At 66.6% G+C, this 26,819-nt stretch carries 33 protein-coding genes and 1 pseudogene; 12 read left to right on the top strand and 22 right to left on the bottom strand.

The window, feature by feature from the left end:
* Positions 1-4 precede the first annotated feature (4 nt).
* Positions 5-1,804 (bottom strand): acetyl/propionyl/methylcrotonyl-CoA carboxylase subunit alpha, encoded by a 1,800-nt coding sequence (locus tag TY25_RS14610; RefSeq protein WP_042256592.1) that lies wholly within the window; start codon positions 1,802-1,804, stop codon positions 5-7.
* A 163-nt stretch (positions 1,805-1,967) separates the two neighbouring features.
* A complete protein-coding gene (locus TY25_RS14605; RefSeq protein ID WP_042256590.1) occupies positions 1,968-2,933 on the bottom strand; it encodes a sulfurtransferase in 966 nt (321 codons plus the stop codon).
* 166 nt (positions 2,934-3,099) lie between these two features.
* Between TY25_RS14605 and TY25_RS14600 the strand changes: the two genes are divergently transcribed.
* Complete coding sequence (locus tag TY25_RS14600; RefSeq protein ID WP_014981976.1) at positions 3,100-3,912, top strand: helix-turn-helix transcriptional regulator; 813 nt, start codon at positions 3,100-3,102, stop codon at positions 3,910-3,912.
* On the opposite strand, the gene TY25_RS14595 is transcribed toward TY25_RS14600, so the two are convergent.
* The 3 genes from TY25_RS14595 to TY25_RS14585 all read right to left on the bottom strand — a co-directional run bounded on the left by TY25_RS14595 (position 3,838) and on the right by TY25_RS14585 (position 6,577).
* A complete protein-coding gene (locus tag TY25_RS14595; RefSeq protein ID WP_042256589.1) occupies positions 3,838-4,473 on the bottom strand; it encodes a nucleoside triphosphate pyrophosphatase in 636 nt (211 codons plus the stop codon). The genes TY25_RS14600 and TY25_RS14595 overlap by 75 nt on opposite strands.
* Positions 4,470-4,802: an acyl-CoA carboxylase subunit epsilon gene (locus TY25_RS14590; protein ID WP_042256588.1), complete on the bottom strand. Its 333-nt coding sequence runs from the start codon at positions 4,800-4,802 to the stop codon at positions 4,470-4,472. The genes TY25_RS14595 and TY25_RS14590 overlap by 4 nt, the downstream gene beginning before the upstream one ends.
* 134 nt (positions 4,803-4,936) lie before the next feature.
* Positions 4,937-6,577: an acyl-CoA carboxylase subunit beta gene (locus TY25_RS14585; RefSeq protein ID WP_042256587.1), complete on the bottom strand. Its 1,641-nt coding sequence runs from the start codon at positions 6,575-6,577 to the stop codon at positions 4,937-4,939.
* Between the two features lie 334 nt (positions 6,578-6,911).
* On the opposite strand from TY25_RS14585, the gene TY25_RS44455 reads away from it, so the two are divergent.
* The 5 genes from TY25_RS44455 to TY25_RS14565 all read left to right on the top strand — a co-directional run bounded on the left by TY25_RS44455 (position 6,912) and on the right by TY25_RS14565 (position 10,798).
* Positions 6,912-7,034 carry a hypothetical protein gene (locus TY25_RS44455; RefSeq protein WP_256656772.1) on the top strand — a complete coding sequence of 41 codons (123 nt, stop codon included), beginning with the start codon at positions 6,912-6,914 and terminating at the stop codon, positions 7,032-7,034.
* 58 nt (positions 7,035-7,092) lie between these two features.
* Positions 7,093-7,893, top strand: coding sequence for a biotin--[acetyl-CoA-carboxylase] ligase (locus TY25_RS14580; RefSeq protein WP_042256586.1), 801 nt, complete (start codon positions 7,093-7,095; stop codon positions 7,891-7,893).
* A 347-nt stretch (positions 7,894-8,240) separates the two neighbouring features.
* Positions 8,241-8,789 carry a PH domain-containing protein gene (locus TY25_RS14575; RefSeq protein ID WP_014981982.1) on the top strand — a complete coding sequence of 183 codons (549 nt, stop codon included), beginning with the start codon at positions 8,241-8,243 and terminating at the stop codon, positions 8,787-8,789.
* 22 nt (positions 8,790-8,811) lie between these two features.
* Positions 8,812-9,489: a response regulator transcription factor gene (locus TY25_RS14570; RefSeq protein ID WP_014981983.1), complete on the top strand. Its 678-nt coding sequence runs from the start codon at positions 8,812-8,814 to the stop codon at positions 9,487-9,489.
* 1 nt (position 9,490) lies between these two features.
* Positions 9,491-10,798 carry a sensor histidine kinase gene (locus tag TY25_RS14565; protein WP_042256584.1) on the top strand — a complete coding sequence of 436 codons (1,308 nt, stop codon included), beginning with the start codon at positions 9,491-9,493 and terminating at the stop codon, positions 10,796-10,798.
* A 77-nt stretch (positions 10,799-10,875) separates the two neighbouring features.
* Here the strand turns inward: TY25_RS14565 and TY25_RS14560 are convergent.
* Positions 10,876-11,355 (bottom strand): annotated as a pseudogene (locus TY25_RS14560) (GtrA family protein); the annotation flags it as partial.
* Positions 11,356-11,393: 38 nt separating this feature from the next.
* Between TY25_RS14560 and TY25_RS14555 the strand changes: the two are divergent.
* From TY25_RS14555 to TY25_RS14540, 4 genes are all read left to right on the top strand, one after another.
* Positions 11,394-12,617, top strand: a complete 1,224-nt coding sequence (locus TY25_RS14555; protein WP_042256583.1) for a 5-(carboxyamino)imidazole ribonucleotide synthase — start codon at positions 11,394-11,396, stop codon at positions 12,615-12,617.
* Positions 12,618-12,630: 13 nt separating this feature from the next.
* The gene (gene purE, locus TY25_RS14550; RefSeq protein ID WP_041562433.1) at positions 12,631-13,131 is read left to right on the top strand and encodes a 5-(carboxyamino)imidazole ribonucleotide mutase; all 501 of its coding nucleotides are present in this window, start codon (positions 12,631-12,633) and stop codon (positions 13,129-13,131) included.
* Between the two features lie 56 nt (positions 13,132-13,187).
* A complete protein-coding gene (locus TY25_RS14545; protein ID WP_042256581.1) occupies positions 13,188-13,868 on the top strand; it encodes a TetR family transcriptional regulator in 681 nt (226 codons plus the stop codon).
* Positions 13,869-14,027: 159 nt separating this feature from the next.
* Positions 14,028-15,188, top strand: a complete 1,161-nt coding sequence (locus TY25_RS14540) for an acyl-CoA dehydrogenase (protein ID WP_042256579.1) — start codon at positions 14,028-14,030, stop codon at positions 15,186-15,188.
* A 30-nt stretch (positions 15,189-15,218) separates the two neighbouring features.
* Here TY25_RS14540 and TY25_RS14535 read toward each other — a convergent pair whose 3' ends face one another.
* The 15 genes from TY25_RS14535 to TY25_RS14475 are packed head-to-tail and all read right to left on the bottom strand — an operon-like array spanning position 15,219 to position 23,667.
* On the bottom strand, positions 15,219-16,481 hold the full coding sequence (locus TY25_RS14535; protein ID WP_042256577.1) for a tyrosine-type recombinase/integrase: 1,263 nt from the start codon (positions 16,479-16,481) through the stop codon (positions 15,219-15,221).
* Positions 16,481-16,666, bottom strand: a complete 186-nt coding sequence (locus TY25_RS14530) for a helix-turn-helix transcriptional regulator (RefSeq protein ID WP_042256576.1) — start codon at positions 16,664-16,666, stop codon at positions 16,481-16,483. Before TY25_RS14530 ends, TY25_RS14535 begins: the two co-directional genes overlap by 1 nt.
* Before the next feature lie 13 nt (positions 16,667-16,679).
* Entirely contained in the window at positions 16,680-18,371 is a 1,692-nt protein-coding gene (locus TY25_RS14525; protein WP_042256574.1) for a replication initiator, read from the bottom strand.
* Positions 18,371-19,003 carry a hypothetical protein gene (locus tag TY25_RS14520; RefSeq protein ID WP_146154082.1) on the bottom strand — a complete coding sequence of 211 codons (633 nt, stop codon included), beginning with the start codon at positions 19,001-19,003 and terminating at the stop codon, positions 18,371-18,373. Before TY25_RS14520 ends, TY25_RS14525 begins: the two co-directional genes overlap by 1 nt.
* Positions 19,000-19,227, bottom strand: a complete 228-nt coding sequence (locus TY25_RS14515) for a hypothetical protein (protein WP_146154081.1) — start codon at positions 19,225-19,227, stop codon at positions 19,000-19,002. Before TY25_RS14515 ends, TY25_RS14520 begins: the two co-directional genes overlap by 4 nt.
* Positions 19,217-19,375 (bottom strand): hypothetical protein, encoded by a 159-nt coding sequence (locus TY25_RS42645; RefSeq protein ID WP_156055095.1) that lies wholly within the window; start codon positions 19,373-19,375, stop codon positions 19,217-19,219. Before TY25_RS42645 ends, TY25_RS14515 begins: the two co-directional genes overlap by 11 nt.
* A complete protein-coding gene (locus tag TY25_RS42640) occupies positions 19,372-19,509 on the bottom strand; it encodes a hypothetical protein (protein ID WP_156055092.1) in 138 nt (45 codons plus the stop codon). Before TY25_RS42640 ends, TY25_RS42645 begins: the two co-directional genes overlap by 4 nt.
* A complete protein-coding gene (locus TY25_RS14510) occupies positions 19,506-19,820 on the bottom strand; it encodes a hypothetical protein (RefSeq protein ID WP_146154080.1) in 315 nt (104 codons plus the stop codon). The genes TY25_RS42640 and TY25_RS14510 overlap by 4 nt, the downstream gene beginning before the upstream one ends.
* Before the next feature lie 11 nt (positions 19,821-19,831).
* Positions 19,832-20,074, bottom strand: coding sequence for a hypothetical protein (locus tag TY25_RS14505; RefSeq protein ID WP_042256568.1), 243 nt, complete (start codon positions 20,072-20,074; stop codon positions 19,832-19,834).
* Positions 20,071-21,393, bottom strand: coding sequence for an FtsK/SpoIIIE domain-containing protein (locus TY25_RS14500; RefSeq protein WP_081868870.1), 1,323 nt, complete (start codon positions 21,391-21,393; stop codon positions 20,071-20,073). The genes TY25_RS14505 and TY25_RS14500 overlap by 4 nt, the downstream gene beginning before the upstream one ends.
* Positions 21,390-21,809 carry a hypothetical protein gene (locus TY25_RS14495; RefSeq protein WP_042256567.1) on the bottom strand — a complete coding sequence of 140 codons (420 nt, stop codon included), beginning with the start codon at positions 21,807-21,809 and terminating at the stop codon, positions 21,390-21,392. Before TY25_RS14495 ends, TY25_RS14500 begins: the two co-directional genes overlap by 4 nt.
* Positions 21,809-22,111: a hypothetical protein gene (locus TY25_RS14490; RefSeq protein ID WP_115347076.1), complete on the bottom strand. Its 303-nt coding sequence runs from the start codon at positions 22,109-22,111 to the stop codon at positions 21,809-21,811. The genes TY25_RS14495 and TY25_RS14490 overlap by 1 nt, the downstream gene beginning before the upstream one ends.
* Positions 22,111-22,365 (bottom strand): hypothetical protein, encoded by a 255-nt coding sequence (locus tag TY25_RS14485; RefSeq protein WP_042256563.1) that lies wholly within the window; start codon positions 22,363-22,365, stop codon positions 22,111-22,113. Before TY25_RS14485 ends, TY25_RS14490 begins: the two co-directional genes overlap by 1 nt.
* A gap of 16 nt (positions 22,366-22,381) precedes the next feature.
* A complete protein-coding gene (locus tag TY25_RS43530) occupies positions 22,382-23,206 on the bottom strand; it encodes a DUF2637 domain-containing protein (RefSeq protein WP_226887056.1) in 825 nt (274 codons plus the stop codon).
* Positions 23,206-23,667 (bottom strand): hypothetical protein, encoded by a 462-nt coding sequence (locus tag TY25_RS14475; RefSeq protein WP_029894030.1) that lies wholly within the window; start codon positions 23,665-23,667, stop codon positions 23,206-23,208. Before TY25_RS14475 ends, TY25_RS43530 begins: the two co-directional genes overlap by 1 nt.
* 169 nt (positions 23,668-23,836) lie before the next feature.
* On the opposite strand from TY25_RS14475, the gene TY25_RS14470 reads away from it, so the two are divergent.
* Complete coding sequence (locus TY25_RS14470; protein WP_042256561.1) at positions 23,837-24,601, top strand: GntR family transcriptional regulator; 765 nt, start codon at positions 23,837-23,839, stop codon at positions 24,599-24,601.
* Between the two features lie 16 nt (positions 24,602-24,617).
* Positions 24,618-25,277: a YdcF family protein gene (locus tag TY25_RS14465; protein WP_042256559.1), complete on the top strand. Its 660-nt coding sequence runs from the start codon at positions 24,618-24,620 to the stop codon at positions 25,275-25,277.
* A 618-nt stretch (positions 25,278-25,895) separates the two neighbouring features.
* On the opposite strand, the gene TY25_RS40535 is transcribed toward TY25_RS14465, so the two are convergent.
* The gene (locus TY25_RS40535; RefSeq protein WP_052382968.1) at positions 25,896-26,660 is read right to left on the bottom strand and encodes a hypothetical protein; all 765 of its coding nucleotides are present in this window, start codon (positions 26,658-26,660) and stop codon (positions 25,896-25,898) included.
* Positions 26,661-26,819: the final 159 nt, after the last annotated feature.

Raw genomic sequence — 26,819 nt, 5'->3', positions numbered from 1 at the left:
CGTCTTACTTGATCTCGGCGAGCACGGTGCCCTGGGTGATCGCGGCACCCGCCTCGACCGCCAGCCCGGTGACCACGCCCGCCTTGTGCGCGTTGACCGGGTTCTCCATCTTCATGGCCTCGAGCACCACGATCAGGTCGCCCGCCTCGACGGTCTGGCCCTCTTCGACGGCGACCTTCACCACGGTGCCCTGCATCGGCGCGGTGACCGCGTCACCGGAGGCCGCGCCGCCGCCCGCGCCGCCCCGCTTGCGCGGCTTGGGCTTCTTGCGCACGACGCCGGCACCGTTGCCCGCGGCGGCCGCACCGCCACCGAGGCTGAACTGACCGGGCAGCGACACCTCGACGCGTCGCCCGCCGACCTCGACGACCACCTTCTGCCGGGGCAGGGCCTCGTCCTCTTCGGCCGGGGCCGCGCCGGTGTACGGCTCCACGGTGTTGGTCCACTCGGTTTCGATCCACTTGGTGTTGACGTCGAACTTCTCACCGTCACCGATGAAGGCCGGATCCTCGACGATCGCGCGGTGGAACGGGATGACCGTGGCCAGTCCCTCGACCTGGTACTCGGCCAGCGCGCGCCGGGCCCGTTCGAGGGCCTGGGTGCGGTTCTCGCCGGTGACGATCAGCTTGGCCAGCATGGAATCGAACTGGCCGCCGATCACGCTGCCCTCGACCACGCCGGAGTCCACGCGCACGCCGGGGCCGGTGGGCTCCCGGTACACCGAGACCGGACCGGGGGCGGGCAGGAAGCCGCGGCCCGCGTCCTCACCGTTGATCCGGAACTCGAAGGAGTGCCCGCGCGGGGTCGGGTCTTCCTTGATCGACAGCTCTTCGCCGTTGGCGATGCGGAACTGCTGGCGCACCAGGTCGATACCGGCGGTCTCCTCGGTGACCGGGTGCTCGACCTGCAGGCGGGTGTTCACCTCGAGGAAGGACACCGTCTCGCCCTGCACCAGGTACTCGACCGTGCCCGCGCCGTAGTAACCGGCTTCCCGGCAGATGGCCTTGGCCGAGGCGTGGATCTTCGCGCGCACGTCGTCGGACAGGAACGGCGCGGGGGCCTCTTCGACCAGCTTCTGGAACCGGCGCTGCAGCGAGCAGTCGCGGGTGCCTGCGACCACCACGTTGCCGTGCTGGTCGGCGATCACCTGGGCCTCGACGTGGCGGGCCTTGTCCAGGTACTGCTCGACGAAGCATTCGCCGCGGCCGAACGCGGCGATCGCCTCGCGGGTGGCCGACTCGAACAGCTCGGGGATCTCCTCGATGGTGTGCGCGACCTTCATGCCGCGTCCGCCGCCACCGAAGGCGGCCTTGATGGCGACCGGCACGCCGTACTGCTTGGCGAACTCGACGACCTCGTCGGCGTTCTTCACCGGGTCCTTGGTGCCCGCGGCCATCGGAGCCTTGGCCCGCTCGGCGATGTGCCGGGCGGTGACCTTGTCGCCGAGATCGCGGATGGACTGCGGGGACGGACCGATCCAGATCAGCCCGGCGTCGAGGACGGCCTGGGCGAAGTCGGCGTTCTCGGAAAGGAATCCGTAGCCGGGGTGGATCGCGTCGGCGCCGGACCGGGCGGCCGCGTCGAGGATCTTGTCGAACACGAGGTACGACTCGGCCGAGGTCTGGCCGCCGAGAGCGAAGGCTTCGTCAGCGAGCCTCACGAAGGGAGCGTCCGCGTCGGGCTCCGCGTAGACCGCGACGCTGCCGATGCCTGCGTCCTTGGCTGCCCGGATCACGCGCACGGCGATCTCGCCTCGGTTAGCTACGAGTACCTTCGTGATCCGTGCGCTGGCGTGGCTGGGCACTGAGCCTCCTGTGTGCAATCTCTTTTGGTCGCCCCGAGGTCGACAGAACTACGTCTCGGGCGAGTGTAGGCAGTCTGCCAACAGACGCCGAACTCGGCCAGTCCTACTGGACAGTAGGTCGGGTATCACACACCGCCTGTCCGGCGAGAACGCCGAGCATGCGCTACCTCGCGCGAGCGCGCCGGCCCGCGGCCGCCGGTATCGCACCGGGTTCAGCCCCCTTGGCGATCGGCATGCGCACCGAGTTGCCCCACTCGGTCCACGAACCGTCGTAGTTGCGCACCGTGTCGATGCCGAGCAGATACCGCAGCACGAACCAGGTGTGGCTGGAACGTTCGCCGACCCGGCTGTAGACGATCACGTCGTCCGCGCCGGCCAGCCCGCCGTACACGGCGTCCAGGTCGGCGCGGGAGCGGAAGCGGCCGTCGTTGCCGAATGCCTCGGTCCATGGAATGTTGGTCGCGGTCGGGATGTGCCCGCCGCGCAGTGCCGCGTCCTCCGGATTGATCGGCTCGATGGTCAGCATCGCGTAGCGATTCGATGGGGGGTGGTGGTCGGGCGACGGGTGGGCGAGCTCGCCGGAGTATTCCTCGGGCGAGCGCACGTCGAGCAGCGGTCGGCCGAGGTGGGCGAGCACATCCTCGCGGAAGGCCCGCGCGCTGCTGTCGTCGCGGACCACGTCCGGATAGTCGCTCACGGAAAGATAGGGGGTGTCGAAGGTGGTGTCGCGTTCCTCGGAAATCCAGGCGTCGCGGCCGCCGTCCAGCAATCGCACATCCTCGTGCCCGAACAAAGTGAAGACCCACAATGTGTGCGCCGCCTGCGCGTTGCCCCGGTCGCCGTAGATCACCACGGTATCGTCTCGCTCGATTCCCTTGGCGCGCATCAACTCGGTGAATCGGGCGCCGTCGATGTAGTCGCGGGTGACCGGGTCGTTGAGATCGCCGCGCCAGTCGATCTTGATGGCACCGGGTACATGCCCGATGTCGTACAGCAATATGTCCTCGTTGGACTCGACGATCTTGAGTCCGGACGTGCCGATGTTTGCCGACAGCCACTCTGTGGTTACTAGTCGGTGAGGATCTGGGTAAGCACCGAATGAGGGATGAGGGTCCGGAGCAGCGGGCACGTTGTGGGTCCTTCACGCGAGGTAGACGGCGGTTACGGCGGTTCAGGTCTCACAGCGATGGTAAGTGTGAGGCGATAGTTGCTTTCGTTTCAGATCACAAATCGGCTGAATGAGCGAATAAATCGCACCTGCATCCGATAAAGTCTCCCGGGAGGAGGGGTGAGCTATGTCCGATTCTTGGCCGCGGCGGCGACTGCTCGCGATCCTACGTGGCGCCAGCGAGCCTCTCGACGCCCAGGAACTGGCCAGAATCACCGGACAACACGTCACCACGGTTCGGTTTCATCTCGACGTGCTCACCCGGGAATCCCTGGTGCGCCAATTCCAGCAACCGCCGCGCGGTCGCGGCCGTCCGCGGATCGGTTACAGCGCGGTTCAGCGATCGGTCGGCTACCAGGATCTGGCCCAGGTGCTCGCCGATCAGCTCGGCCCCGATCCGCGCAGGCGTTCGGAGGCGGCCATCGCGGCCGGCCGGGCCTGGGGCGCGAAGCTGGACGTCGGCGATCATCGGGTGGAATCGCTGGAGGACGCGAAAGACGTCACCATGACGCTGCTTTCGGAGCTGGGCTTCGCCCCCGAACGGGACCCGAACAACGACACCGCCGAGCAGGTGCTGGTCCGCCTCACCGCGTGCCCGCTGCGCGAACTCGCGCGCACGCACTCGGAGGTGGTGTGCGGCGTGCACCTCGGGCTGATCAAAGAGGTCCTGGATCGCAACGGCGCGCGCGGCGAGGTGAACGTGCGCCTGCACCCGTTCGTCGAGCCGGAACTCTGCGTGGTCCGGTTGGAACTGCTGGCGCGGCGGGAACAGGACGCGCGCCGCGAGCCGGACAATCGTGAGGTCGCGGCGGTGGCCGCGGTCGGCGACGCGGCCGCGTCGGTGGAACCGGTGATCGCGCCGCCGTCAGCGGGCCGGATCGCCCCACAGCTGCGTAACGGCGACCCCAACGTCGCCAAGCAGTCGGCGCAGCAGTGGTAGGCCGATACCGATCACGCTGGACGGATCGCCCTCGATCCGGTCGATGAACCAGCCGCCCAGCCCGTCCAGGGTGAACGCACCCGCGACCTGCAGCGGTTCGCCGGTCGCGATGTAGGCGTCGAGTTCGTCGGGTTCGGGCTTGCCGAAATGCACTGTGGTGGAACTGCAGTCGAGGGCCTCGGCGGTGCACTCGCCGTCCCGCAGCCGCAGCACGCAGTGTCCGGTCACCAGATCGGCACTGCGCCCGGCCATTTCGCCCCAGCGGGCCCGGGCGACCGCGGCGGTGTGCGGCTTGCCCTGCAGTTCGCCGTCCACCAGCAGCATCGAATCACAGCCGACGACAACGCAATCGGCGCTCAGTTCGGGAATGGTCGCGGCCACCGCCAAGGCTTTCGCCCTGGCCAGTTCGACGACCACGACCTGCGGTGCGGTGCCGGCGGGCAGTGCGGCCGCGACGGCGTCTTCGTCCACCTCCGAGACCCGCACGACCGGGTCGATGCCCGCCGAGCGGAGCACTTCCAGGCGGGCCGGGGACGCGGAGGCGAGAACGAAGGTGGTCACCCGCGCAGGTGCGAGAGCTGTGGGAAGGCGTAGGGCGAGAACGGCGAGGTGCCCCGGTGCATGAAGGTGGGACGGCCCCACATGTCGACCGGGCCGCTCGAGCCCGCGGCGGCGGCGTCCTCGGCGGCCGCGGACAGCACGCAGACCAGCGCGGCGATCTCCTCGTCGCTCGGGTTGCCCTTCAGTACGCGGAAGAACGGCTCTCCGGTCGCGGCGGTTTCGGCGGTTGCCGCCGTGCCATCGGCCGACTCGGCCTGGTCGGGCAGCGCACCGACGGAGAGGTCGAGTTCGGCGGCGGTCAACACATCTTCTTCTGCCACGGTCGTCACAGTGCCAGATCCTCTCTTTGCCTGATCAGGCGTGTTCCTTGTTCGAAACTAGCGGTCGATGACGCGATCATCCTCGGATCCACTCATTGCGTCGCTCTCACCAGTGTGCGCGGCGTACCGAGGGTATCGCTTGATCACAACGGGATGTTGCCGTGTTTTTTCGGCGGCAGGCTGACCATCTTGCGCTCGAGCAGCCGCAGTGCCGACACGATCTGACCGCGGGTGTGCGAGGGCGGGATGACCGCGTCCACGTAACCGCGTTCGGCAGCGACGTAGGGGTTCACCAGGGTGTCCTCGTACTCGTTCTGCAGCTCGAGCCGCAGCGCGTCGACGTCATCGCCGCTGTTGGCGGCGTCTTGCAGCTGCTTGCGGTAGACGAAACCGACCGCCCCGGACGCGCCCATCACCGCGATCTGCGCGGTGGGCCAGGCCAGGTTCACGTCGGCGCCCATGTGCTTGGAACCCATGACGTCGTAGGCGCCGCCGTAGGCCTTGCGGGTGATGACCGTGATTTTTCCCACAGTGGCTTCGCCGTACGCGTACAACAACTTCGCGCCGCGGCGGATGATGCCGTTGTACTCCTGGCCGGTGCCCGGCAGGAAGCCGGGCACGTCGACCAGCGTGAGGATCGGGATGTTGAACGCGTCGCAGGTACGCACGAAGCGTGCGGCCTTCTCCGAGGCGTCGATATCCAGGCAGCCGGCGAACTGAGTCGGCTGGTTGGCGACGATGCCGACGCTGCGGCCGTCGATCCGGCCGAAGCCGACGATGATGTTCATCGCGCGCTCGGCCTGCACCTCGAGGAACTCGTCGTCGTCGAGCAGGCGACGGATCACCTCGTGCATGTCGTACGGCTGGTTCGGCGAGTCCGGGATGATCGAGTCCAGCTCGAGGTCCTCGTCGGTGAGCGAGTCCTCGATCGCGCCGTCGATCGGATCCGACGCCGGGAAGCGCGGCGCCTCGGCGCGGTTGTTGCTCGGCAGGTAGGACAGCAGATCCTTGACGTAGTCGAGGGCGTCCTGCTCGCCGGAGGCGACATAGTGCGCGACACCGGATTTCGTCATGTGGGTGTGCGCGCCACCCAGGTCCTCCATGCTGACGTCCTCGCCGGTGACCGTCTTGATGACGTCGGGTCCGGTGACGAACATCTGGCTGGTGCCGTCGACCATCACCACGAAGTCGGTCAGCGCGGGGGAGTACACGTGGCCACCCGCGGCCGGGCCCATGATCAGCGAGATCTGCGGGATCACGCCGGAGGCCTGCACGTTGCGGTGGAAGATCTCGCCGTAGAGACCGAGCGAGACGACGCCCTCCTGGATGCGCGCGCCGGCGCCCTCGTTGATGCCGATCAACGGGCGGCCGGTCTTGAGCGCCAGGTCCATCACCTTGACGATCTTCTCGCCGTAGACCTCGCCGAGGCTGCCGCCGAACACGGTGACGTCCTGGCTGAAGATGCAGACGTCGCGGCCGTCGATGGTGCCGTAACCGGTGACGACGCCGTCGCCGAGCGGGCGGTTCTGCTCCAGTCCGAAGTTGACGCTGCGGTGGCGGGCCAGCGCGTCGAGTTCGACGAAGGAGCCCTCGTCGAGCAGCGCGAGGATGCGCTCGCGGGCGGTCATCTTGCCCTTGGCGTGCACCTTGTCGACCGCGGCCTCACCCATCGGGTGCTTGGCCTCTTCCAGCCGATTCCGCAGATCAGCCAGCTTCCCGGCGGTGGTGTGGATGTCGGGGGCGCCCGCCGGGTCTTGCGCGGACTGCTGCTGGACACTCGTCATGGCTCCGGAGTGTAACGAGTGGCAGTCCTTCTCTCTAACCGAGTAGGGGCTACCGACCGGTAAAAACACGCAGCTAGATCAACGTTGCGCCGGGAAAGTTCCAGGTCGTCGGTGGCGTTTCCATTCGGCAGAAAATGAGTATCGCCGCGACCGGGAGCCCGGATACCCTGGAGTGGTCGAGTTTCGCGCTCCGACGGGGGAGCCGGGATAGGAGAACACGCGCCCAGGCAGACAGTTACACCGCCCAGGCAGCTCAGGGGAGGAGCACAGTATGTGGGGATGGAGCACGACCATAGCCGAACACGCCGCCGCGGGGGCATTCACGAGGTGGCCGGTGACCGAGCCGGAGCCGACGATCGTCGATCCGGACTTCCGGACCGAGGCCGAACACGGGGAGGACGCGCCCCCTGAGCAAGCAGCACGGGCGCCGAGCTGCGGTTACGACCTCGTCGGATAGGCGCACCAGCGCCCGGCGGGTGTCGGGCACGACCTCGCGCACCGAGTAGCCTGCCCGTGTGGACAGGCCCCCTTTGGATGCAGAGCAGTTGCGGCGCAGTCTCATCGAGTCGCCCGAGCTGTCGTTCTTCCACCACATCGAGGTGGTGGAGTCGACCGGGTCCACCAACGCGGACCTGATCGCGCGCGCAGGCGAACCAGACGCCGATCGCGCGGTACTCCTCGCAGAGCAGCAGGAGCAAGGGCGCGGCAGACACGCACGCACCTGGATCAGCCCGGCGCGGGCACAGATCTCGATGTCGCTGCTGGTGCGGCTGCCCGGGATCGAGCCCGCAGTCCTCGGCTGGCTGCCGTTGCTCACCGGCATCGCCGTGGTGGACGCACTGCGCGCGACCGCCGGTGTGCACGCGAACCTCAAATGGCCCAACGATGTGCTGATCGATGGCCGCAAAGTGGCGGGCATCCTGGCCGAGGTCGCGGTGAGCGGCGAGGTGCCGGCCGTAGTCATCGGGATGGGCCTCAACGTGAGCCTCAGCGAGGCCGAACTGCCGGTGCCGCATGCGATTTCGCTGTTGCTGGCCGGTGCGGGCGATACCGATCGGACCCAGCTGGTGCAGGCGATGCTGACCGAGTTCGCACGACGCTTCACCGCCTGGCGGGACGCGGGCTGGAAGACCGCCGACCTGGCCGCCGCCTATCGCGAACGGTGCGCGACGCTGGGCAAACAGGTGCGCGCCGAACTGCCCGGCGGGCAGACGCTCACCGGTGTCGCAACCGATATCGACGACGCGGGCCGCCTGCTGATCGGCGATCGGCCGGTCTCCGCGGGCGATGTCACGCATCTGCGCGCCGACTACTGAACGGTCCCCGCACTCGAATTCGGGTGCGGGACATCGGTGTCGGCGTAAGGCCCGGCACAGTGCGGCTTCGACCGCCGCGCGGATCCCTGGTCACACGTGCCTCCCCGGTGTGCCCGGCGACGGATACGAGCAGAGCCTTTGTTCGCGTACGACTTTGGGGTCGAGATGGCGTTCCGGGCGCGGCTGCGGCGTGGCATGTGCGGCTGATCGAGCACGGCGTCGGCGGCGCGGTCAGCGCTTCGGGTAGGCACGCGAACGCGGTGCCGGCCCGCGCCGACCGATGATTGTGCAGCACGACGCGGTGCGGTGTCAGGCCTTTCGGCATCTGCACGCGGTACTGTTCGACCATGGGTTATCCGGAGGATGTGCTTGCGCCGGAAGAGCAGCTGATTCTGCATCGTCATCCGCACTGGAAGATGCTCTTCTGGCCGATCGTGACGCTGATCGTCGCCACCGCACTCGCCGGGTTCGCGGGGGGCCTGGCCTCGCGCAAAGCGCCCGAGGGAACCGCGCGTACCGCGCTGCTGATCGCGGTGCTCGCGATCTGGCTGATCATCGTCGTATGGCGTTGTGTCGCACCGATTCTCGGCTGGAAGTCGACGCATTTCATCATCACCGACCGGCGCGTGCTGGTGCGGCAGGGCGTGCTGACGCACACCGGCATCGACATCCCGATGAGCCGCATCTCCAGCGTGCAATTCCGGCACGGACTGTTCGACCGGATGCTCGGCACCGGCACGCTCATCATCGAATCGTCGTCCTCGGAGCCGCTCGAGTTCGACGACATCCCGGCGGTGCAGCGGGTGCACGCGCTGCTGTACCACCAGGTCTTCGAGGTCGAGCAGGGTGACAACGGTCGCGACGCGTACTCGCGCGAGCGCGGCGACTATCGATGACCGTTCGCGTTAACCTGGGCGTATGACGGCCGTACTGCTAGCTGAAGACGACGAGGCGATCGCCGCGCCGTTGTCGCGCGCCCTGGGGCGCGAGGGGTACTCGGTGACCGTCGAGCGCTTCGGTCCGGCCGTGCTCGAACGAGCCCTGGAAGGGCATCACGATCTGCTGATCCTCGACCTCGGCCTGCCCGGCATGGACGGGCTGGAGGTGTGCCGTCAGGTCCGGGCCAGCGGCGCGGACATCGCCGTGCTGATGCTCACCGCCCGCACCGACGAGGTCGATTTCGTGGTCGGCCTCGACGCGGGCGCCGACGACTATGTCGGCAAGCCGTTCCGGCTCGCCGAACTGCTGGCGCGGGTGCGAGCGCTGTTGCGGCGCAGCGGAATCGGCGACGACACGGTGGAGGTCGGCGGCATCCGGCTGGAGCCGGCCGCGCGCCGGGTGCTGGTGAACGGCGCCGAGATCGGTTTGGCCAACAAGGAATACGAGTTGCTGAAGGTGCTGATCGACCGGGCCGGTCAGGTGGTCCCGCGGGAGACCATCCTGCGCGAGGTCTGGGGCGACGCCGAGTTGCGCGGCTCCAAGACGCTGGACATGCACATGTCCTGGCTGCGTCGCAAGATCGGCGACGAGGGCCCGATGGCCGAGCGGCGCATCGTCACCGTCCGCGGTGTCGGCTTCCGGCTGAACACCGACTGACGTGCGGCGCAGAATCCTGCGGTCCATGCTCACCGTGCTGATGCTCACCACGGTGGTGCTCGGCGTGCCGCTCGTCTACACGGCCTGGCTCTGGGTCGAGGACATCACCCGCGACGATCTGCAGAGCAAATTGGAACGGATTGCCGCGGCGATCATCGTGCAGGAGCACGGCGACGGCATGGTGCTCGGCGAACTGGACACGCGCGCGATGGAACCGGTGCTGCCCGCGGACGCCAAGCTCACCATCGTCTATCCGGCCCCGCAGGACAACGCGTCGCGGGTGGACATCGGCGTGGACGAGGTGCAGGAACCGCTGGTCGAATCGCTGTCCATGGGCCAGCGGGGGTCGCTGCGGCTGGAGGTGCCGTCCGCGCCGATGCACGCCAGGCAGCAGCAGGCCGTCGCGGTGGTGGCGCTGGCCGTGCTCGCCTCGCTGGGCGCCGCGGTGTCGGTCGCGGTGGTCACCGCACGGCGGGTGGCCGATCCGTTGCGTGACGTGGCCGCCAGGGCCGCAAGACTGGCCATGGGTGACTTTCGCCCGGACCCGCGCCGGCACGGCATCTCCGAACTGGACCGGGTCTCCGACGTGCTCGACTCGGCGACCGTGGAGATCGCCGGGCGTCTGCAGCGCGAGCACGCGCTGGTCGCCGACGTCTCCCATCAGTTGCGCAGCCGGCTCACCGCGGTCCGGCTGCGGCTCGACGAGCTGTCCGCGCACGCCGATCCCGAGGTGGTGCACGAGGCCGAGGAGGCCATGGCCCAGGTCGATCGGCTCACCGACGCGATCGACGATCTGGTCCGCGCGTCGCGGGACGAGGACGCCGCCGACCTGGACCCGGTGCCGGTGATGGAGGAACTGCGCGGCGTGGTCGCCGAATGGACGCACCCGTTCTCCGAGGCCGGTCGCACGCTGACGCTCATCGGCGACGAATCGCTGCGCGCCCCGATCACCGGTTCCCGGCTGCGCGAGGCGGTCGCGGTGCTCGTCGACAACGCGCTCATGCACGGGGGCGGCACCTGCACGGTGTCGGTGCGCACGGTGCGGCCTGGTATCGATCGCGATCCGCTGGTCTGTGTGGAGGTGGCCGACGAGGGCGACGGCATCCGGGACGAACTCGCGCCGCACATCTTCGACCGCGGCTTCTCCGCGGGCGGCTCGACCGGTGTGGGGCTGGCGCTGGCGCGGGCCCTGGTCGAAGCCGACGGCGGGCGGCTGGAATTGCAGCGGCGCCGGCCCGCGCTGTTCGCGGTGTTCCTGAATTCGGCCGCGTATCGGACGCAGAACTCGGTGGTGCCGGAACCGCGGTGAGTCAGGCCCGCACGGCCTCAGTTACGGCCGAACTGCTCTTCGACGATCTCGTCGAATTCGGCGGCGATCTCGTTCATCTCGTCGGGGAACACCCAGCGGCGCATCGCCCAGAAGCGGAACGCCATCTGCAGCAGGTTGCCGATGATGAAGGCGCTGATGAAGTCGGCGATGTTCTCGACGGTGAAGCTCACATCGGGCTGGCGCAGGTCGAACACGTAGCTGGAGATCCACAGCGGGATGAAAGCCAGCACCACGCCGACGCCGCTGACGCCGAAGAACAGCAGCGCCTCATGGTGTCGTTCGCGCCCGCCCCGGTTCCGGAACGACCACTCCCGATTGAGGATGTAGGACGCGATCACGGCGATGACGCCGGAGATGATCTTCGCGGTGACCGGTTTCTCCGACAGCACGGTCCACTTCAGGACGTAGAAGATGCCGCTGTCGATCACGAACGTGGTCGCGCCGACGATCGCGAACTTGATCAGTTCCCGATGCCGGAACGCGATCCTCGCGAGAGGCCTGGGGAGGACGCGGACCACGTCGTCGACGAATGACACGGGGCCGAGTGTACCGGTCGGGGTCATTTGCGCCGGACATGACAATATTGTCCGACGTGGACGCAGTACGTTCCTTCGAATCCTCGGGCATGCCCACCGTCACCATGATCGGCGGTGGTCAGCTGGCGCGCATGACGCACCAGGCCGCCATCGCGCTCGGCCAGCGGCTACGGGTGCTCGCCGAACGCCCCGACGACCCGGCCGCCCAGGTCAGTCCCGAGGTCGTGCTCGGCAGTCACACCGACCTGGCCGCGTTGCGCAAGGCCGCGGTCGGCTCGCACGCGCTGACCTTCGACCACGAGCACGTCCCCACCGAACATCTGGAGGCGCTGGTCGCCGAGGGTGTGAACGTCCAGCCGCCGCCGCAGGCGCTGGTGTTCGCGCAGGACAAGCTCGCCATGCGGTTGAAGCTGTCCGAGCTCGGCCTGCCGGTGCCCGCGTTCACGCCGGTCGGTTCGGTCGAGGACGCGGTGCGGTTCGGCGCCGAGCACGGGTGGGCCGTCGTGCTCAAGGCGGTGCGTGGCGGTTATGACGGCCGCGGTGTCTGGATGCCCACGTCCGCGGCCGAGGCCACCACCATCGTCACCGAGCAGCTCGCGCACGGTGTGCAGTTGCTCGCCGAGGCCAAGGTCGATCTGAAGCGGGAGCTGTCGGCGATGGTCGCGCGCTCGCCGTTCGGGCAGGCCGCGACCTGGCCGGTGGTCGAGACCGTGCAGCGCAACGGCCAGTGCGCGGTGGTGATCGCGCCCGCGCCGGACCTCGACGACGACCTGGCGGCGCAGGCGGAGACGCTGGCGCTGAACCTCGCCAAAGAACTCGGTGTGGTCGGGGCGATGGCGGTGGAGCTCTTCGAAACCCACGACGGCGCGCTGCTGATCAACGAGCTGGCGATGCGGCCGCACAACTCCGGGCACTGGGGGATGGACGGCGCGCGCACCGGTCAGTTCGAGCAGCATCTGCGCGCGGTGCTGGACTATCCGCTCGGCGACACCAGCCCGCTCGCCCCCGTCACCGTGATGGCCAATATTCTCGGCGCGGCCGAGGCGCCCGCGATGACCATGGACGAGCGGCTGCACCACCTGTTCGCGCGGATGCCCGACGCGAAGGTGCACCTGTACGGCAAGGGCGAACGCCCGGATCGCAAGATCGGGCACATCAACATCCTCGGCGACGATGTCGCCGAGGTGCGGGAGAAGGCCGAACGCGCGGCGCAGTGGATGTCGTGCGCGGTATGGACGGACGGATGGGATCCCCACCAGTGAGCGAGGCGCACGCATGACCACTCCGCAGGTAGGCCTGATCATGGGCAGCGACTCCGACTGGCCGACCATGGAGGCCGCCGCGGAAGCGCTGGCGGAGTTCGGGATTCGGTTCGAGGTCGGGGTCGTCTCGGCGCACCGCACCCCGCAGCGGATGCTCGACTACGCGCGCGAGGCCGCGGGCCGCGGCCTCCAGGTCATCATCGCCGGTGCGGGCGGCGCCGCCCATCTGCCCGGCATGGTGGCCTCCGCGACCGCACTGCCCGTCATCGGCGTCCCCGTCCCGCTGAAGTACCTCGACGGCATGGACTCGCTGCTCTCCATCGTCCAGATGCCCGCGGGCGTCCCGGTCGCCACCGTCTCCATCGGCGGCGCCCGCAACGCGGGCCTGCTCGCCGTCCGCATCCTCGCCGCCCACGACCCCGCCCTGCGCACCCGCATGGAACAGTTCCAAGCCGCCCTCGAACAAATGGTCCTCGACAAAGACGAGGCCCTACGCACCAAACTCCTCGGCTGAACGATCCGCGAACGTCGCGGCGCTCGCCGGGGCCCGCGGCTCGCTACGGTTGGTTGGTGACTACTGGTGAGGGGCGGGTGCGGGGGGAGGACAACGCGGAGTTTCGGCTGGCGGTGGTCGATCAGGCGTTGCGGTTGTTCGCCGAGAAGGGGTACGAGGCGACGACGGTGGACGAGATCGCGGAGGCGGCGGGGATCTCGCGGCGCACGTTCTTCCGGCAGTTCCGCTCGAAAGAGGACGTGATCTTCGCCGATCACGAATCGCAGCTGGCGCGGGCGGCCGAGTTCCTGGCGGCCACGCCGGGGGATCCGTGGGAGATCGTGTGCGAGGCCGTGGTCCAGGTCTTCGTGCGGTTCACCCAGTGGCGTGAGATCGCGGCGCGGCGGTATCAGGTGGTGCGGCGGGTCCCCGCGCTGCGCGAGCGGGAGATCGTGACGGTCTTCCGGTACGAGCGGCTGTTCACCGACTACCTGCGGGAACGCCTGCCGGAGGTGCCCGACCTGGCCCGGGTGCAGTACACGGCCGCGGTCACCGCGACGCACAACTACCTGCTGCGCCGGATGGTGCGCGGCGAATCCGACGCCGGTGCCGCGGACCTGCGCGTGGAACTCGCGGCCATCCCGCGCGGCGACGGCAGGCGGACGGCGGCCGACGAACTGGTGGTCGCGGTGTTTCCGCGCGACACCCCGCCTCGGCAGGTCGCCGATCTGGTGGCGCGCAAACTCGGTAGTCTCTGAACCGGGCCCAGTGCGACCAATCTGACACTGAGTGCCAGAAGATATCCGCACGTTGGGACGCCGTGTAGGCGTACACTGGATCCCGATATGGCACCGAGTGCCGAAGTGCGGCAATGCCCGAGCAGTGCCGGCATGTACCGACGACCAGGAGTGAGCCCCATGGCGGGAAACCCCGATTTCAACCTGTTCCAGCTCGAGGACTTCCACGACGAACTGCGTGCGGCCATCCGCGGGCTGGCGGAGAAGGAGATCGCTCCGCACGCCAAGGACGTCGACGGTAACTCCCGCTTCCCCGAGGAGGCGCTGTCCGCGCTGAACGCGGCGGGCTTCAACGCGGTGCACGTGCCTGAGGCGTACGGCGGCCAGGGCGCGGACTCCGTCGCCACCTGCATCGTGATCGAGGAGGTCGCGCGCGTCTGCGGTTCCTCCTCGCTCATCCCCGCGGTCAACAAGCTCGGCACCATGGGCCTGATCCTCAACGGTTCCGAGGAACTCAAGCAGCAGGTGCTGCCCGATATCGTCAACGGCGAGATGGCCTCCTACGCGCTGTCCGAGCGCGAGGCCGGTTCGGATGCCGCGAGCATGCGCACCCGGGCCAAGCAGGAGGGCGAGGACTGGATCCTCAACGGCTCCAAGTGTTGGATCACCAACGGCGGCAAGTCTTCCTGGTACACCGTCATGGCGGTGACCGATGCGGACAAGGGCGCCAACGGTATTTCGGCCTTCCTGGTGCACAAGGACGACGAGGGTTTCGTCGTCGGCCCGCTCGAGCACAAGCTCGGCATCAAGGGATCGCCCACGGCCGAACTGTATTTCGAGAACTGCCGGGTGCCGGGTGACCGGATCGTCGGCGAGCCGGGCACCGGTTTCAAGACCGCGCTGCAGACCCTCGACCACACCCGCCCGACCATCGGCGCGCAGGCTGTCGGCATCGCCCAGGGTGCGCTGGACGCCGCGATCGCCTACACCAAGGACCGCAAGCAGTTCGGCAAGACCATCGCCAGCTTCCAGAACACCGAGTTCATGCTCGCCGACATGGCGATGAAGATCGAGGCCGCCCGCCTCATGGTCTACACCTCCGCCGCCCGCGCCGAGCGCGGCGAGAAGAACCTCGGCTTCATCTCCGCCGCCGCCAAGTGCTTCGCCTCCGACGTGGCCATGGAGGTCACCACCAACGCCGTCCAGCTCTTCGGCGGCGCCGGCTACACCACCGACTTCCCGGTGGAGCGCATGATGCGCGACGCCAAGATCACCCAGATCTACGAGGGCACCAACCAGATCCAGCGCGTCGTCATGAGCCGCGCCCTGCTCAGGGGCTGATTTCCAGATCGGTCGGGTGTTCCGCATCCGCTACTTCTCCGCGTCCAGGCCGTCTACAGGCCGTGGGGAGTGGATAGACCGGAACACCCGATCGATCGCTTTACGCGCTCGTGCATAGCTCGAGGGCACCAGGTGTGTGTAGGTCCGCAACGTGAAGCCGGGATCGTTGTGGCCCAGGAACTCCGCGAGTTCTTTGATCGAGCATCCGTCGGCAAGCAAGATCGACGCGAAGAAGTGGCGCAAGGCATGCATGCCGTCGCCGCGGCCCCGGTACTCGATTCCGCCGACTCGGAACGCCGCCTGCCACACGACTTTCGTGAAAAGGTCACCGGTGTACAGCCGCCCGCCTTCTCCGGTCATGAGCAGCCGAACAGTCACCAGCTCGCCGTCTGGCTTACCCCACGGCAGCGTGACAAGGACTGCGGGGAAACGCTTTTCGTGCTCTTCGATGGAAGTGAGCACGCTTTCTGCAACCGGCACGGTGCGCGTCTTACCGCCTTTGGGTAGCGCGAACATCATCACTCCCTTCACGGTCTTGATCTGCCGTTCAACGCTGATCTCGCCGGTAGTGCGGTTCACGTCGTCGGGGGAGAACCCGAGAATCTCGCCTTGCCGGAGTCCCGCTCCAGCCCCGAGCGATACGACTACTTGGAACCGTTCCATGAGCGCATCTTGAACGGCGCGTAGCTTGTCTTCGGACCAAATAACGATCTTCGGGCTACGAGCGACCGGCCGACGAACCGTCTTCGCCTTGCACGGATTCTTGCGAATCACCTTGTCGTCCACGGCCGAATCGCACACTGACGACACGATGGTGAAGATTGCCGACTGGTAATTGTCAGATAACTTCTCCTCGTCCATCCAGGCTACGAAATCCCTTATGGTGGAGGGCTTTTCGATGTCCACGAACGTCTTGCTGCCCAGCTGCGGGTAGATCCGATGTTCGAGACGTGATCGTATGATCTCGCGCGTGGCCGGATCGGGCGGCAGAGCTGTGTACCAGCTTTCGGCTTGTTGCCGAAAGGTCTTTCGGGAGGCGCGCGGGTCGATGTATTTGCCCTCGCGCTTGTCGGATTCGACCTCGATCAGGAAGTCGTCCGCGTGCTTCTTTTCGCGGTCCGGGAACGACTTCGAACGCTCGACACCATCGGGATCGATGTAGCGAACTCGGTAGCGCAGGCCCCGGCCGAACAGTTCGGTCTTCTCCATGACCGGTTTGCCGCGGCTGTTGACCACGATTCGGTCATCCTCGTCACGCTTGGGCCGCCACCAGCGATCATCAACGTGTCCCATCAGGCAGCCTCGTCCATATCCGCCCACGCACGTACGCGTGCAGGGTTGTAGCGCAGGTGCCGACCGACCTTGCGCACCGGTGGCCCCTCTCCGAGCCATTTCCATTGGTAGAGCGTCTTCACCGGCACGTTGAGGAAGTACGACGCTTCCTCCACCGTCCATAGCCGATCCTCGGGTAGCTCCATGACGATCCCCTCCCTATGCCGCGTGCTGAGTTGCCGAAGTTTCTGGGGGCTCTGGTGGGCCTGCGGCGAGTTGGGCTTTGAGCAGCTCTGCGCGCCAGGTGTTGCGCCGTGAGATGGAGCCCATAATCAGGTGCTCACGCAACGGCCGGGATTTGTCGCCGGGCTCCACCGGAGTCACCTTGTAGTGGCTCGTGTCCGGCTTCTCGATGCCGGCATCGGCGAGGAGTTGCCGAACAAAATCGACGCGGTCTTGTTTGTGGTCGATGAGGGTCTTGCCGGACCAGCGGCGGGAGACGAGGACGCGTCGGCCGGGCAGGCCGAGGGTGTCTCGGCGGTGTGCTTTGCCGCGGCAGCGACCCGGGACGGTCTTGTCGCTCGCGCCCTGGGGGACGATGCCGTATTCGAGCCACACCGCGCAGCGAGGCGAACAGGGAGTGTTCTGGAGTTCGGCATGAAGCCGGTCGTAATGTTCGGCGGCGCGATCGGTCTGAGCTTCCACGATCTCCGAGATGGACTTGGTCAGGTACTTGGTGACGTAGCCGATGGTCCGGCCGGCCTTTTCCGCGACCACGCCCTTGATCTGCTTGCGGTCCATCTGCGAGCCGAACCGCACCACGTGTGCGGGTTCGAGGTCGTCCACCTGGTCGAGGGTGTCCAATGCGTCGTCCCAGTAGGTCAGGGGCGCATGGGTTTCGGGGTCGATGAAGGTGGCCCGCTTGGTATCCCACACCGGTTGGTGCGCGCCACCGTAGACACGGTTCTCATGGTCGAAGTGGGGCCACCACACCTGGTGGTAGGTAGCCGCGGTGACCAGCTTGAGCAGCTCGCGGGAGATCGCGCCACGGATCAGGATGTGCAGGTGCGGTGCGCCGCGTTTCTGTGGTTCGACGGTGGCGAAGTACTGCACGTCCCGGCCGACCGCGCGGCGCAGGTTCTGAATCCAGCGGTCGACCAGCTTGGAGAAGAACACGATGTCCCGTGCGGCGCCGGTGTAGTCGTAGCTGTCCATGTCGACCGGCGACCCATCCGAACACGACTGGCCCTTGGCATCGAGGGCACCGTCACGGCGGATACGACCCCGGCTCGGCATGGTGAGCGTGACGAACATCGAGGGCTGATGCTTGCCCGCGAACACCTGTCCCACAGTCGATTTCGACACCTTCTTGCGAGGCAGGTCCGGCACGTCCTGACGCCGACGAGTGGAACGCTTGCGCCGATCCCTGGCTGTGGCGTCCAGGGCCGGGAGACGGCCACGCAGCCCGGTTTCCCGCAGATCCTCATCCAAGGCCCGGATGACCGCGCGCAGGGACTCGGCGAGGTCTTCGGCCGCCTGAGCAACCGCGGCCCGGTACTGGGTGACCAGGTCCGCGCGTTCGGTCAGCAGCTCGACCTGACGCGCCGTCGGATCGGTGCTGTCGGGAACGAGTTCGTGACTGGCGTGCCAACCTTCCCGGCACTGAGCGACACGCAACAACCGGTTAGCTTTCGCACACGCGGGGCACACCGATTCGATGGTGGACTTGCACGGGGAACCTTCGTAGGTGACTGTGCCGGTCTTGGGGTCTTCCACACGCATCGCGATGGGGCGTTTGCACACCATGTACTGATCAGCCGCGGCTTGGGCGACCTCGTAGAGGTTGGGTAGGGCACGGCGCTGGGCCGCTGTCCCTCCCGCCTTCACACTTTCGCTGGTGGGGGTGTTCATCAGATGGTCTCCTTGAGGAAGCGCCCGCCGTCGACGGGAGGCAGTGCGAACGGATCGGCCAGGGCATCGGCACGACGGAACCGCAGTTCCACCAGACCGGGACCAGCGATGCGGACTTGGCAGTCGGTGGCGCCGAAGGTGTGAGCCAGGTTGTCGGAGCGTGATTCCCAATCGGCGGGGCATTGGCCATCGAGCATCCGCACTCGCACCACATCCAGACAGGCCCCGACCGTGACCGAGACCCTGCGGGGGACCAGCAGTCCGGTTCCGTGGGCGATGGTGAGCTTGCAGGCCGTCAGTCGCCCGCTCCAGCGCAGCCGGTAACGCCACCAGGACAGGAACCGGGACCGTGCTCGCGCCGTAATGGCCAGCTCGAAGGTTCGTGGACTCGATAGTCGCCACGACACCATCCCCGCGAGCCACACCACCGCCACCACGACCGCGAAAGGCCAGCCGAGGAAAAGGCCGGCGGCGACCGCTGCGCCCGGGGGGATCGAGATCATCGGGAACAGCACCGCCCACCACACGGTCACGGCCGCGGCTTTGATGATCTGCCAGACCAGTAGGCACAGCGCCTCGAAGAGCTGTTCGGCCGGGTCCTTGTGCACGACAGTGTTTTTCGTGGCCATCATCGGGCCTCCTTGCCGGGTAGATCGAATGCGAGCTGGGTAGGAACGGGTTTGTCATCGATCCAGCGCCGCCACCCGAGAGCTTCTGAATCGCGGTACACCACAATGGCTTTGGCACGTTTGCGAGCGGTGAGGTTGCAGGCGTACATGGTGGCGTCGGTGATGTTGCGGGCCTTCACCAACGGCCGCACCTCACCGGCGACCAGCAAGCCCCACTCACGCCTCATCACTGGACTCCTCGTCTTCGAAGGGTTCGCAGTGCCCGCACTGGTAGCAGCGCGACACCTGGGAGGTGAAGGTCTGCCAGTCCCATGGAGCCGTCTCGACCGCCATCGCCACCCCGCAGCACTCCAGGGCTTCCTCGTTGCTGTTCATGCCGCCCACTCCTCGTCCTGTGCGTCCCAGGTCGGGGCGGTGTCGATGAGTTGGCGGGCCGAATGCAGGCAGATCACCGCGTCCAACTCGTCGCGGTCGAATGCGTCGGTGTCGTCGTAGACGTGAATGGTCATGACTGGGCCTCGTTTTCGGGGATGTCGCACACCGTGCAGCAGCGAACGACAGGAGTGGAACGGGACGCGAGCCGCCGCGGCGGCAGATGCCGGTCACCGAAGCTGTGGCCGTGGTCGGTGCAGTAGGCGGTAGCGAGGCAGCCGTCGCAGCGCACGAGGTCACCGTCGTAGAGCCAGCCGATCGTTGCCGAGCGGGTGTTGATGTAGGACACGGCCTGGTTGATGGAATCGAAACAGATTGATTCGCTGGTGTTTTCGGTGTAGACGTCGCCGCAGCCGTCGCAGTAGATGACCACGTGTGTCTCGGTCACGAATCCTCGCTTCACCGTCGTTCACCGCCCTTGGTTCGCTGGGGCAGCCACCGCAGCGGACGCACCGACCGCGGGGCGATCGAGGCGTAGACACGCACGTCACGGGTGGAGTGCCGGGCCGGGTAGGTGCCACTGGTCTCGATGTCGAAGCCGATGTGTTCCAGCAGCCCCAGCAGGTCTCCGACATGGCTCGCCGACCCGCACACGCGCACACTCACCACGCCACGGTCCGGGGTATCTCGCATGTCGCTCACGCCGCCACCCCCTCGTCTTCGTCGCCGAGGTCGTCCGGGTCGAAACCGCTGTAGTCCTCAGTGGGGCCGAGGATCTGCGGTGCCGGGGAGAACGCCTCCACGATCGCGTCGGCGTCTTCGTCACGAATCCAGAACGCCCGCACCCGCTGAAACGCTTTCGTGCCGTCCAGGCCGACGTAGGCGACACCGGGAGTGTGTTCGGAGATTTCGTCACAACGCGCACCGCGGTCACGGGCACTCTTGCCGTGGATCATCTCGTTCTGCGTCGGCTCATCCAGGCGCAACCCGATGCGGACCGGGAAGAGCTGCCGGTTGGGCATGGTCTCTTTCGAGGGGTCCTGCACGGCCACGATCACGCTGTAGCCGACCGCACGCCCTTGGGTCAGGATCAACCCGATCAGCCGCAACCCTTCCCGCACCTGCTCCGGTGTGGCGAAGGCGGACATGGCCGCGTACTCATCGATCATCACGACCTTGAGCGGCTCGTCGGTGGTGGGGACGAACTTGCGGATACCGGCGTGGCGGAACCGTGCCGCCCGTTCCTGCATGTCCTTCTCGGCGGTGGTGAGCATGGTGATGATGCCGTCCGCGGTCCACTGGAAATCGGTCCACAACCGGCCCTCACCGCGCCCGAACTCCATGCCGCCCTTCGGGTCACCGAGCAGCACGTCCACCAGGCCCGCTTTGATCCCCGGACCGATGCCGGCCACGATCGACCACAGCACCGAGCCCTTACCCGAATCGGTGCCGCCCGCGATGAGGATGTGCCGGTAGAGCACCCGCAACCGCCAGGTGTCGCCGTCTTCGGTGACACCGACCGGGACCGCCTCCAGGTCCACACCATTGGGGACCGCCTCCGGCGTCGTTGCCGGGGCGACGAGAGTGTCGAACACCCTCACCTGGAGACGAACCCACGACGGAGCCGGGAACACCGCGCTCACCCTCGGCACCGCCAAATACGTGGCGAACTGGTTCAGCACCTCATCGTTGGACCAGTTCTTTTCCGACTGGCCACCGAGCATCACCACGTCCACCGACAGCCCGTAGCGGGTGTAGTCGTAGCGTTCGACGTAGGGGAAACCACCCTCGGCCGACCCGAGTTTCAGCGCGGCCAGCATCAGGTTCGTCTGCAACGGATCAGCCAGAATCCCGACAGCCGTACGCAACTCAGGTGTGGCGTCGTCCACGATCTGCGCCAGCGTCTGCGGCTTCGGCTTGGGCTGCTTGGTGTTCGGCAAGTCCCGGCGAACCAGCCAGATCAGCCCCGCAGGCACCACCACCGACCCGCCTGCGGCAAGGATGCTGAGAATCCCGCTCATCGTGACCACCCCGACTGAGGTCCGGGGTCCTGCTCGGCCTCCAGCAACGCGGCCACCTCATCGTCACAGTCGGTGCAGGCGCAGCCGTCGAACGTGATGTCACGGAAGCCGATCGGCTCCAACGCCGCGCCCTGGGCGACCCAGGCGTCTCGCACCGCGGCCGCCAGCAGCTGCACCAGCTCCTCGGCCGCGTCGACGCTCATCGCCAGGAACGGCATCCGTCCCTTGCTGTGATGCCCGCCCAAGGTGAGCACCACCCTGCCGGGGAACTCGGGGAAACCGTGATTGTCGTTGTAGCGCACGCCAGGAGCGCCGTAACCCTCGATCCTGGTGCCGCTGATACGGAACTCGATCCGGCAGCCCGGATCACGCGGCACCCAATAGCCCTCGGCCTGCACCATCTCCTGCCCGCTCATCACCGCACCGCCTTCGGTGCCGCCTGCACACTGGTCAGAGGCGCGCACTCCCACGGCCTGAAGTCGATCACCGGGGCTTGGGCGCAGTTACCGTCGCGGAACGATGCCTTCGGCACGTCTTCGCAGAACATCACGCACCCATCCGAGCGAGGGGCGACCGTAGCCACCGTCCCGCCAGGCTCACGGCCCACCGTCAGCAGCAAGGCCAGCGGAAACGCCACCACACCCGCCAGCAACACAATCCCGGCCATCCACCGCTGACGGACCGCCATCGATACCAGCGCACTGTTGTTCTCGGCCATCACGCCACCGCCTTTGCCAGATCGACCTGATCGGCCGAATCCGCCAGATAGGCCAGGGCATCAGCGATTCCGGCGTCGAGCAGACCGCGAAGCAATGTCGCCTTGTCCAGCTCCAGGAGCATGAACGCGCTACCGACGTAGACGTGCACGCGGCCGTTGTGCATCGCCACCCGAAACGATCCGGATGTGCTGTGACACATCGTCACGTCGTCATCGGCACCGGATGTGTGGGCGGGATAGTACTTCTCGGACATCTCGTAACTCCCTTGACTAAGACACCGTGATCGGCAGCGCTTGTTGCACCGGCCGCACGGGATGAACAGAACGCACCGGCACCGGCCGCACAGGGGCCACCACAGGCGCAGAAACAGGGACCGGTGCCGCCACCGGAGCAGGAGCAGCAGCAGGTTGCTGTACAGCCGGGGTCGGGGCCGACTTGGCGTAGTTCGCCGCTGTCTGGGCCGAAACACCCAGCGCCCTACCGATTTCGGCGAACTTCTTCCCCTCGGCATACATCGCGACCGCCTGGGCGACCTTGCGCGGATCACGCCGTATCGACGCCTTCCGGCGAGGCGGTACGGAAGGTTTCGCGGGCGAAGCCGCGGAGCCAACCGCCACCGGAGCCGGGACCGGGTCAGGTTCAGGCGCAGCGTCCACAAGCGGTTCAGGAGCTGAATCCTGCTGTGCCGCACGGAACAACACCGCCAACCCATGCGTGTCCACCAGCAGCGAAATCGGGGCGATCGCCGCCACCAACGCCGCCGCCCACCACGGCAGGATTCGGCCGGCCGCGACCGCATGAAGCGAGTTGCCCGCGATCGAAACCAGGGCACCGACACCGAGCACCCACAGGAACCAACGACGTTCCCGCGACTTCGCCAGCACCAACGCACCGACAGTCGCTTGAATGATCGTGCCGTCCACGATCACCGGGAACAGCCACGCCCACCGCTTCGGAGTGTTGGCCAGAATCGCCAGATCACGCAACGCAGCGAAGCTGAGCACGAACGCAGCCGCCCCGATAACCGTGATGATGACCACGGCAGACCAGCGCGCCCACCGCATCCCCGCCGACTGCTGGCCCGCCGCCATCATCACGCCGCCTTAGAACCGGACGGACGCGAAGCACCCGGATCGTTCGGGGCCTGCTTGGCACCGGAGGTATCACCCTTGATCCCGGTCGCCCGGATGTTCCAGCCGATCGACTTGAACTCTCCCGAACCCGCGATCTTCGGCTTGATTTGCAACCCCTCCAGCTCAACCATGAACACGTTCTCCGACACCTGCGTGCCCGCCGGAACCGGCTGAACATCAGCCACGAACGTCACATCGAACGATGAGTTCCTCGACCCCATCCCCGACGGATCAGCCACCGTGCCCTTCCACAACCGCAGGCCCGTCCCGTTGCCCTCGTCGTCCACGTCGATCCGCTGCCGCTTCGGCGCATTGCGATCACGGCTGAACTCCGTCACCGGCTGAATCTCACCCATCAACAGCAACCCGAACGGGAACGCCTCACGGAACTCCGGGCGAAACCACACATCCTTCAAAGCCATCGTTCTGTCTCCTTCTGCTCTTTCGCTGGCGCTAATAGAACCGGCTCTATTCGAACATGCGCAGGAGTGATGGGCAATAGAAGTGGTTCTAAATGGCCGAAAATATAGATCGGCCGCTTAGGGCTACCCTTATGAGGGTCAACGCCAAGGGAGGAAGGACTCGATCGAGATGAGTGGATACCGCGACGTGGCGGACAGCCTGCGCGAGGCGATCCAGCGCGGCGAGTACGCACCAGGGGCGACACTGCCCAAGCAGGACGAACTAGCCGATCGATTCGGAGTCAACATCAAGACCGTCCGGCAAGCGGTCGGACAGCTAGAGGCCGAGGGACTGGTCACCCCGATCCGCCGCCGGGGGACGGTCGTCCGCGAGCGACCGCCCATTCGGCGACTCGGGACTGAACGCTATTCCAAAAGGAAGTGGAAGTACGGCGACACTGTCGCGTTCGTGGCCGACCGCGAGGCATCCGGCCGGCCTTGGAAGTTGACCGACCAAACGCAGACCGTGGCCCTGATCGAGGCCGACACCGAGGTAGCCGAAGCCCTCAACCTGAAACCGAGGTCGCTCGTATACGAACGTGCCCGCACCGTCAGTGAAGGCGACCAGCCAACCCACACGCTGGCGAGCTACTACCGGCCCGAACACGTCGAGGGGACGCCGCTAGTGGACCCGAAACCAGGCCCGGCCGGGCGAGGCGGCGGCTTCGCTGTCCTGACGATGCAAGGCTACGAACCCGACCACATGACTGAGACGATCCTCGCCCGCATGCCGACGCCTGACGAGGTCGAGACGCTTAAGCTCCCCGCGGGTGAGCCGGTAATGATCCTGACCCGACGCACCTACACCGCAGACGGCCTCATCGTGGAGTTCGCACGTGGTGTGCACGCGGCATCGCGATTCGCATGGACATACGATTTCAAACTGCCCGACTAGGAGAGGAACGCCCGGCATGCCATCCGCCACGGTGCCCGAAGAGCTGCGTTCCGAAGTCGAAACCCTTTGGAACTACAACCGAATGCATCATCAGGTGCGGCCCGTCGATGTCGGGATCGGGCTAGGAGGTCACGACCTAGGCGTAGCCGACCACATCGCCGATCTCTACCACCGTGGCATGTTCCCGCTGGTCGTCTTCACCGGAGCCAACGCACCAAGCACCAAGGCCCTCTTCCCGCGCGGCGAGGCCGTGCACTTTCGCGAACGGGCGATCGAACTGGGCGTACCCGCCGAAGCGATCCTCGTCGAACCACGAGCCACCAACACCGGTGAGAACATCGACTTCACCCGCGCGCTACTCGAAGACCGCAAGCCTGTGCGATCGGTCTTGCTCGTGTCTCGCCCATACCAGCAGCGCCGAAGCTATGCGATCTGCCGAAAGCGTTGGCCGACAGTGGATGTCATCTGCGACTCCCGCCCAACGCCCCTTGACGATTACATCGCTGGTATCGGCGACGTAGACCGCGTGATCAACACACTCGTCGGCGATACCCAGCGAATCTGGATCTACGCGGACAAGGGGTGGGCGATCGAGCAAGAGGTACCCGCCGAAGTTCACAAGGCTTACTCCCAGCTTGTGGACGCCGGATTCACCGGCCGCCTACTTTCCGAGTAGTCCGCAACGGTGCCCGACCGGGCACCCTGTGCTGAGACCGCCGGATCGCTCCACGGCGCGTCGCACCAAGCGGTACAGCACGTTTCGCCGCCACCGACCATTGATTCCGCGTGCTTGTTGCCGAATTCCGCCATTGAGGATCAAGAGCGGCGCTGCGCGCCGCCTGCGCGGCTACCGCCGCGCCGCGCCGCGCGACCGCCGGCCTCCGCAAGCTACGGCAGGCGGGCGCGTCGGCACGTCGGCAACCGCGCTTACGCTCACAACTGCCACTCCAGGACACTCCTGGTCGCTTCTCGCATATCCGAGGAAGTGTGGGCGAGCCGTGAGCCGTACCCGACCTACCTCCGCAGCCGATCGCGAATCGTCCGGCGCCGTACGGGGTGACTAGCTGTGGTCCCGGCCGACGAATCGAGAATGGGACCAAGCCGCGGCGACATGGTGGCCACGGGGCGCGAAGGTTCCTGCCTCCTCATGGCCCAATTGTCTGACCTCGCTCGGACGAATCAAGGGAAAGAACGCCCTTGACACGCCCTCCCTCCGCTCAGGGATGGCCAGTATGAGGAAGCAGGGGAAGGTAAAGTCCCCAGGGAAGACCGCGTCTGTGTGCCAACCAACACTTCATGGAGTGCCGAGATCGCGCACCACCTGCTTGTAGTCGTGCGGGAGAGACATCCGATCAAGCCACTCGTCCGCGAAAGCTGTCGCCGAATCACACGCCCATCGAGCGCACCCGCTGGCAAGACACTTATTCGGGAACCACGGCATACCGATTTTCTGCCGGTTGTGCGGGAACCTCGGCGTCAGTCGCCTCTCGATGTCACCAGCCTGATTTTGCTTCGCGCCGACCTGTTGCCACCCAACCTTGAAGTGCACGAGCTCGTTCCGTAGGTAGATAACGTCGCCAACCTCGCTGTAGATACGATCAGCCTTCACAAACTGAGCGGCACCGGCGATTCGGAGCGACCGCTGGTACTTGTCGAGCAGCTGAATCCGCTTGGTCTTCCGAACCTCGCTCTCGTTCCACACGGTCGCCAACTCTGCGATAACCACGGGCGCGAAGACTGTCATGCGCCCATTGACGGACATGTACGGGTCTGCAGCGTCGCTGAGCAGGTCGTTCACTAGTGATTCCAAGAAGGAGACCGCGAACTTCACGGCTGCCATGGCATACGACCGATGCGGATGGTCGACTCTGTCAAGCCCTGAGCTCGTGATGTCGTCCTCGCGCTCCTCGCAGAGTCGAGCGAAATGGAGGGCAGCCCACAAGTGCTGCGCACTAAACCCTTCGCGGGCCTGAACAGCTGCAACACTCAAAGACCCAATCCCACCGAAAGCCGCAACCGCCTCAATCACCGCATCCTCGGACTGCTCATTCTCCGACATCGCTACCTCGGCGCACAGAAAGTGTTGTAAGTGAGATCAGCATAGAACCCTGTCATGGAACCTCCGATCTGCAAACCCTGCACGTCCGACATTCGGCGCAGGTGGATGTTTGGGGTCAGCGTGCTCGACCTGCCGCAGCATCGGGATCGCCAATCTAGC

This window comes from Nocardia brasiliensis NBRC 14402, assembly GCF_000308475.2.
Lineage (GTDB): Bacteria > Actinomycetota > Actinomycetes > Mycobacteriales > Mycobacteriaceae > Nocardia > Nocardia brasiliensis.
This window is presented reverse-complemented; position numbering and strand designations above follow the sequence as displayed.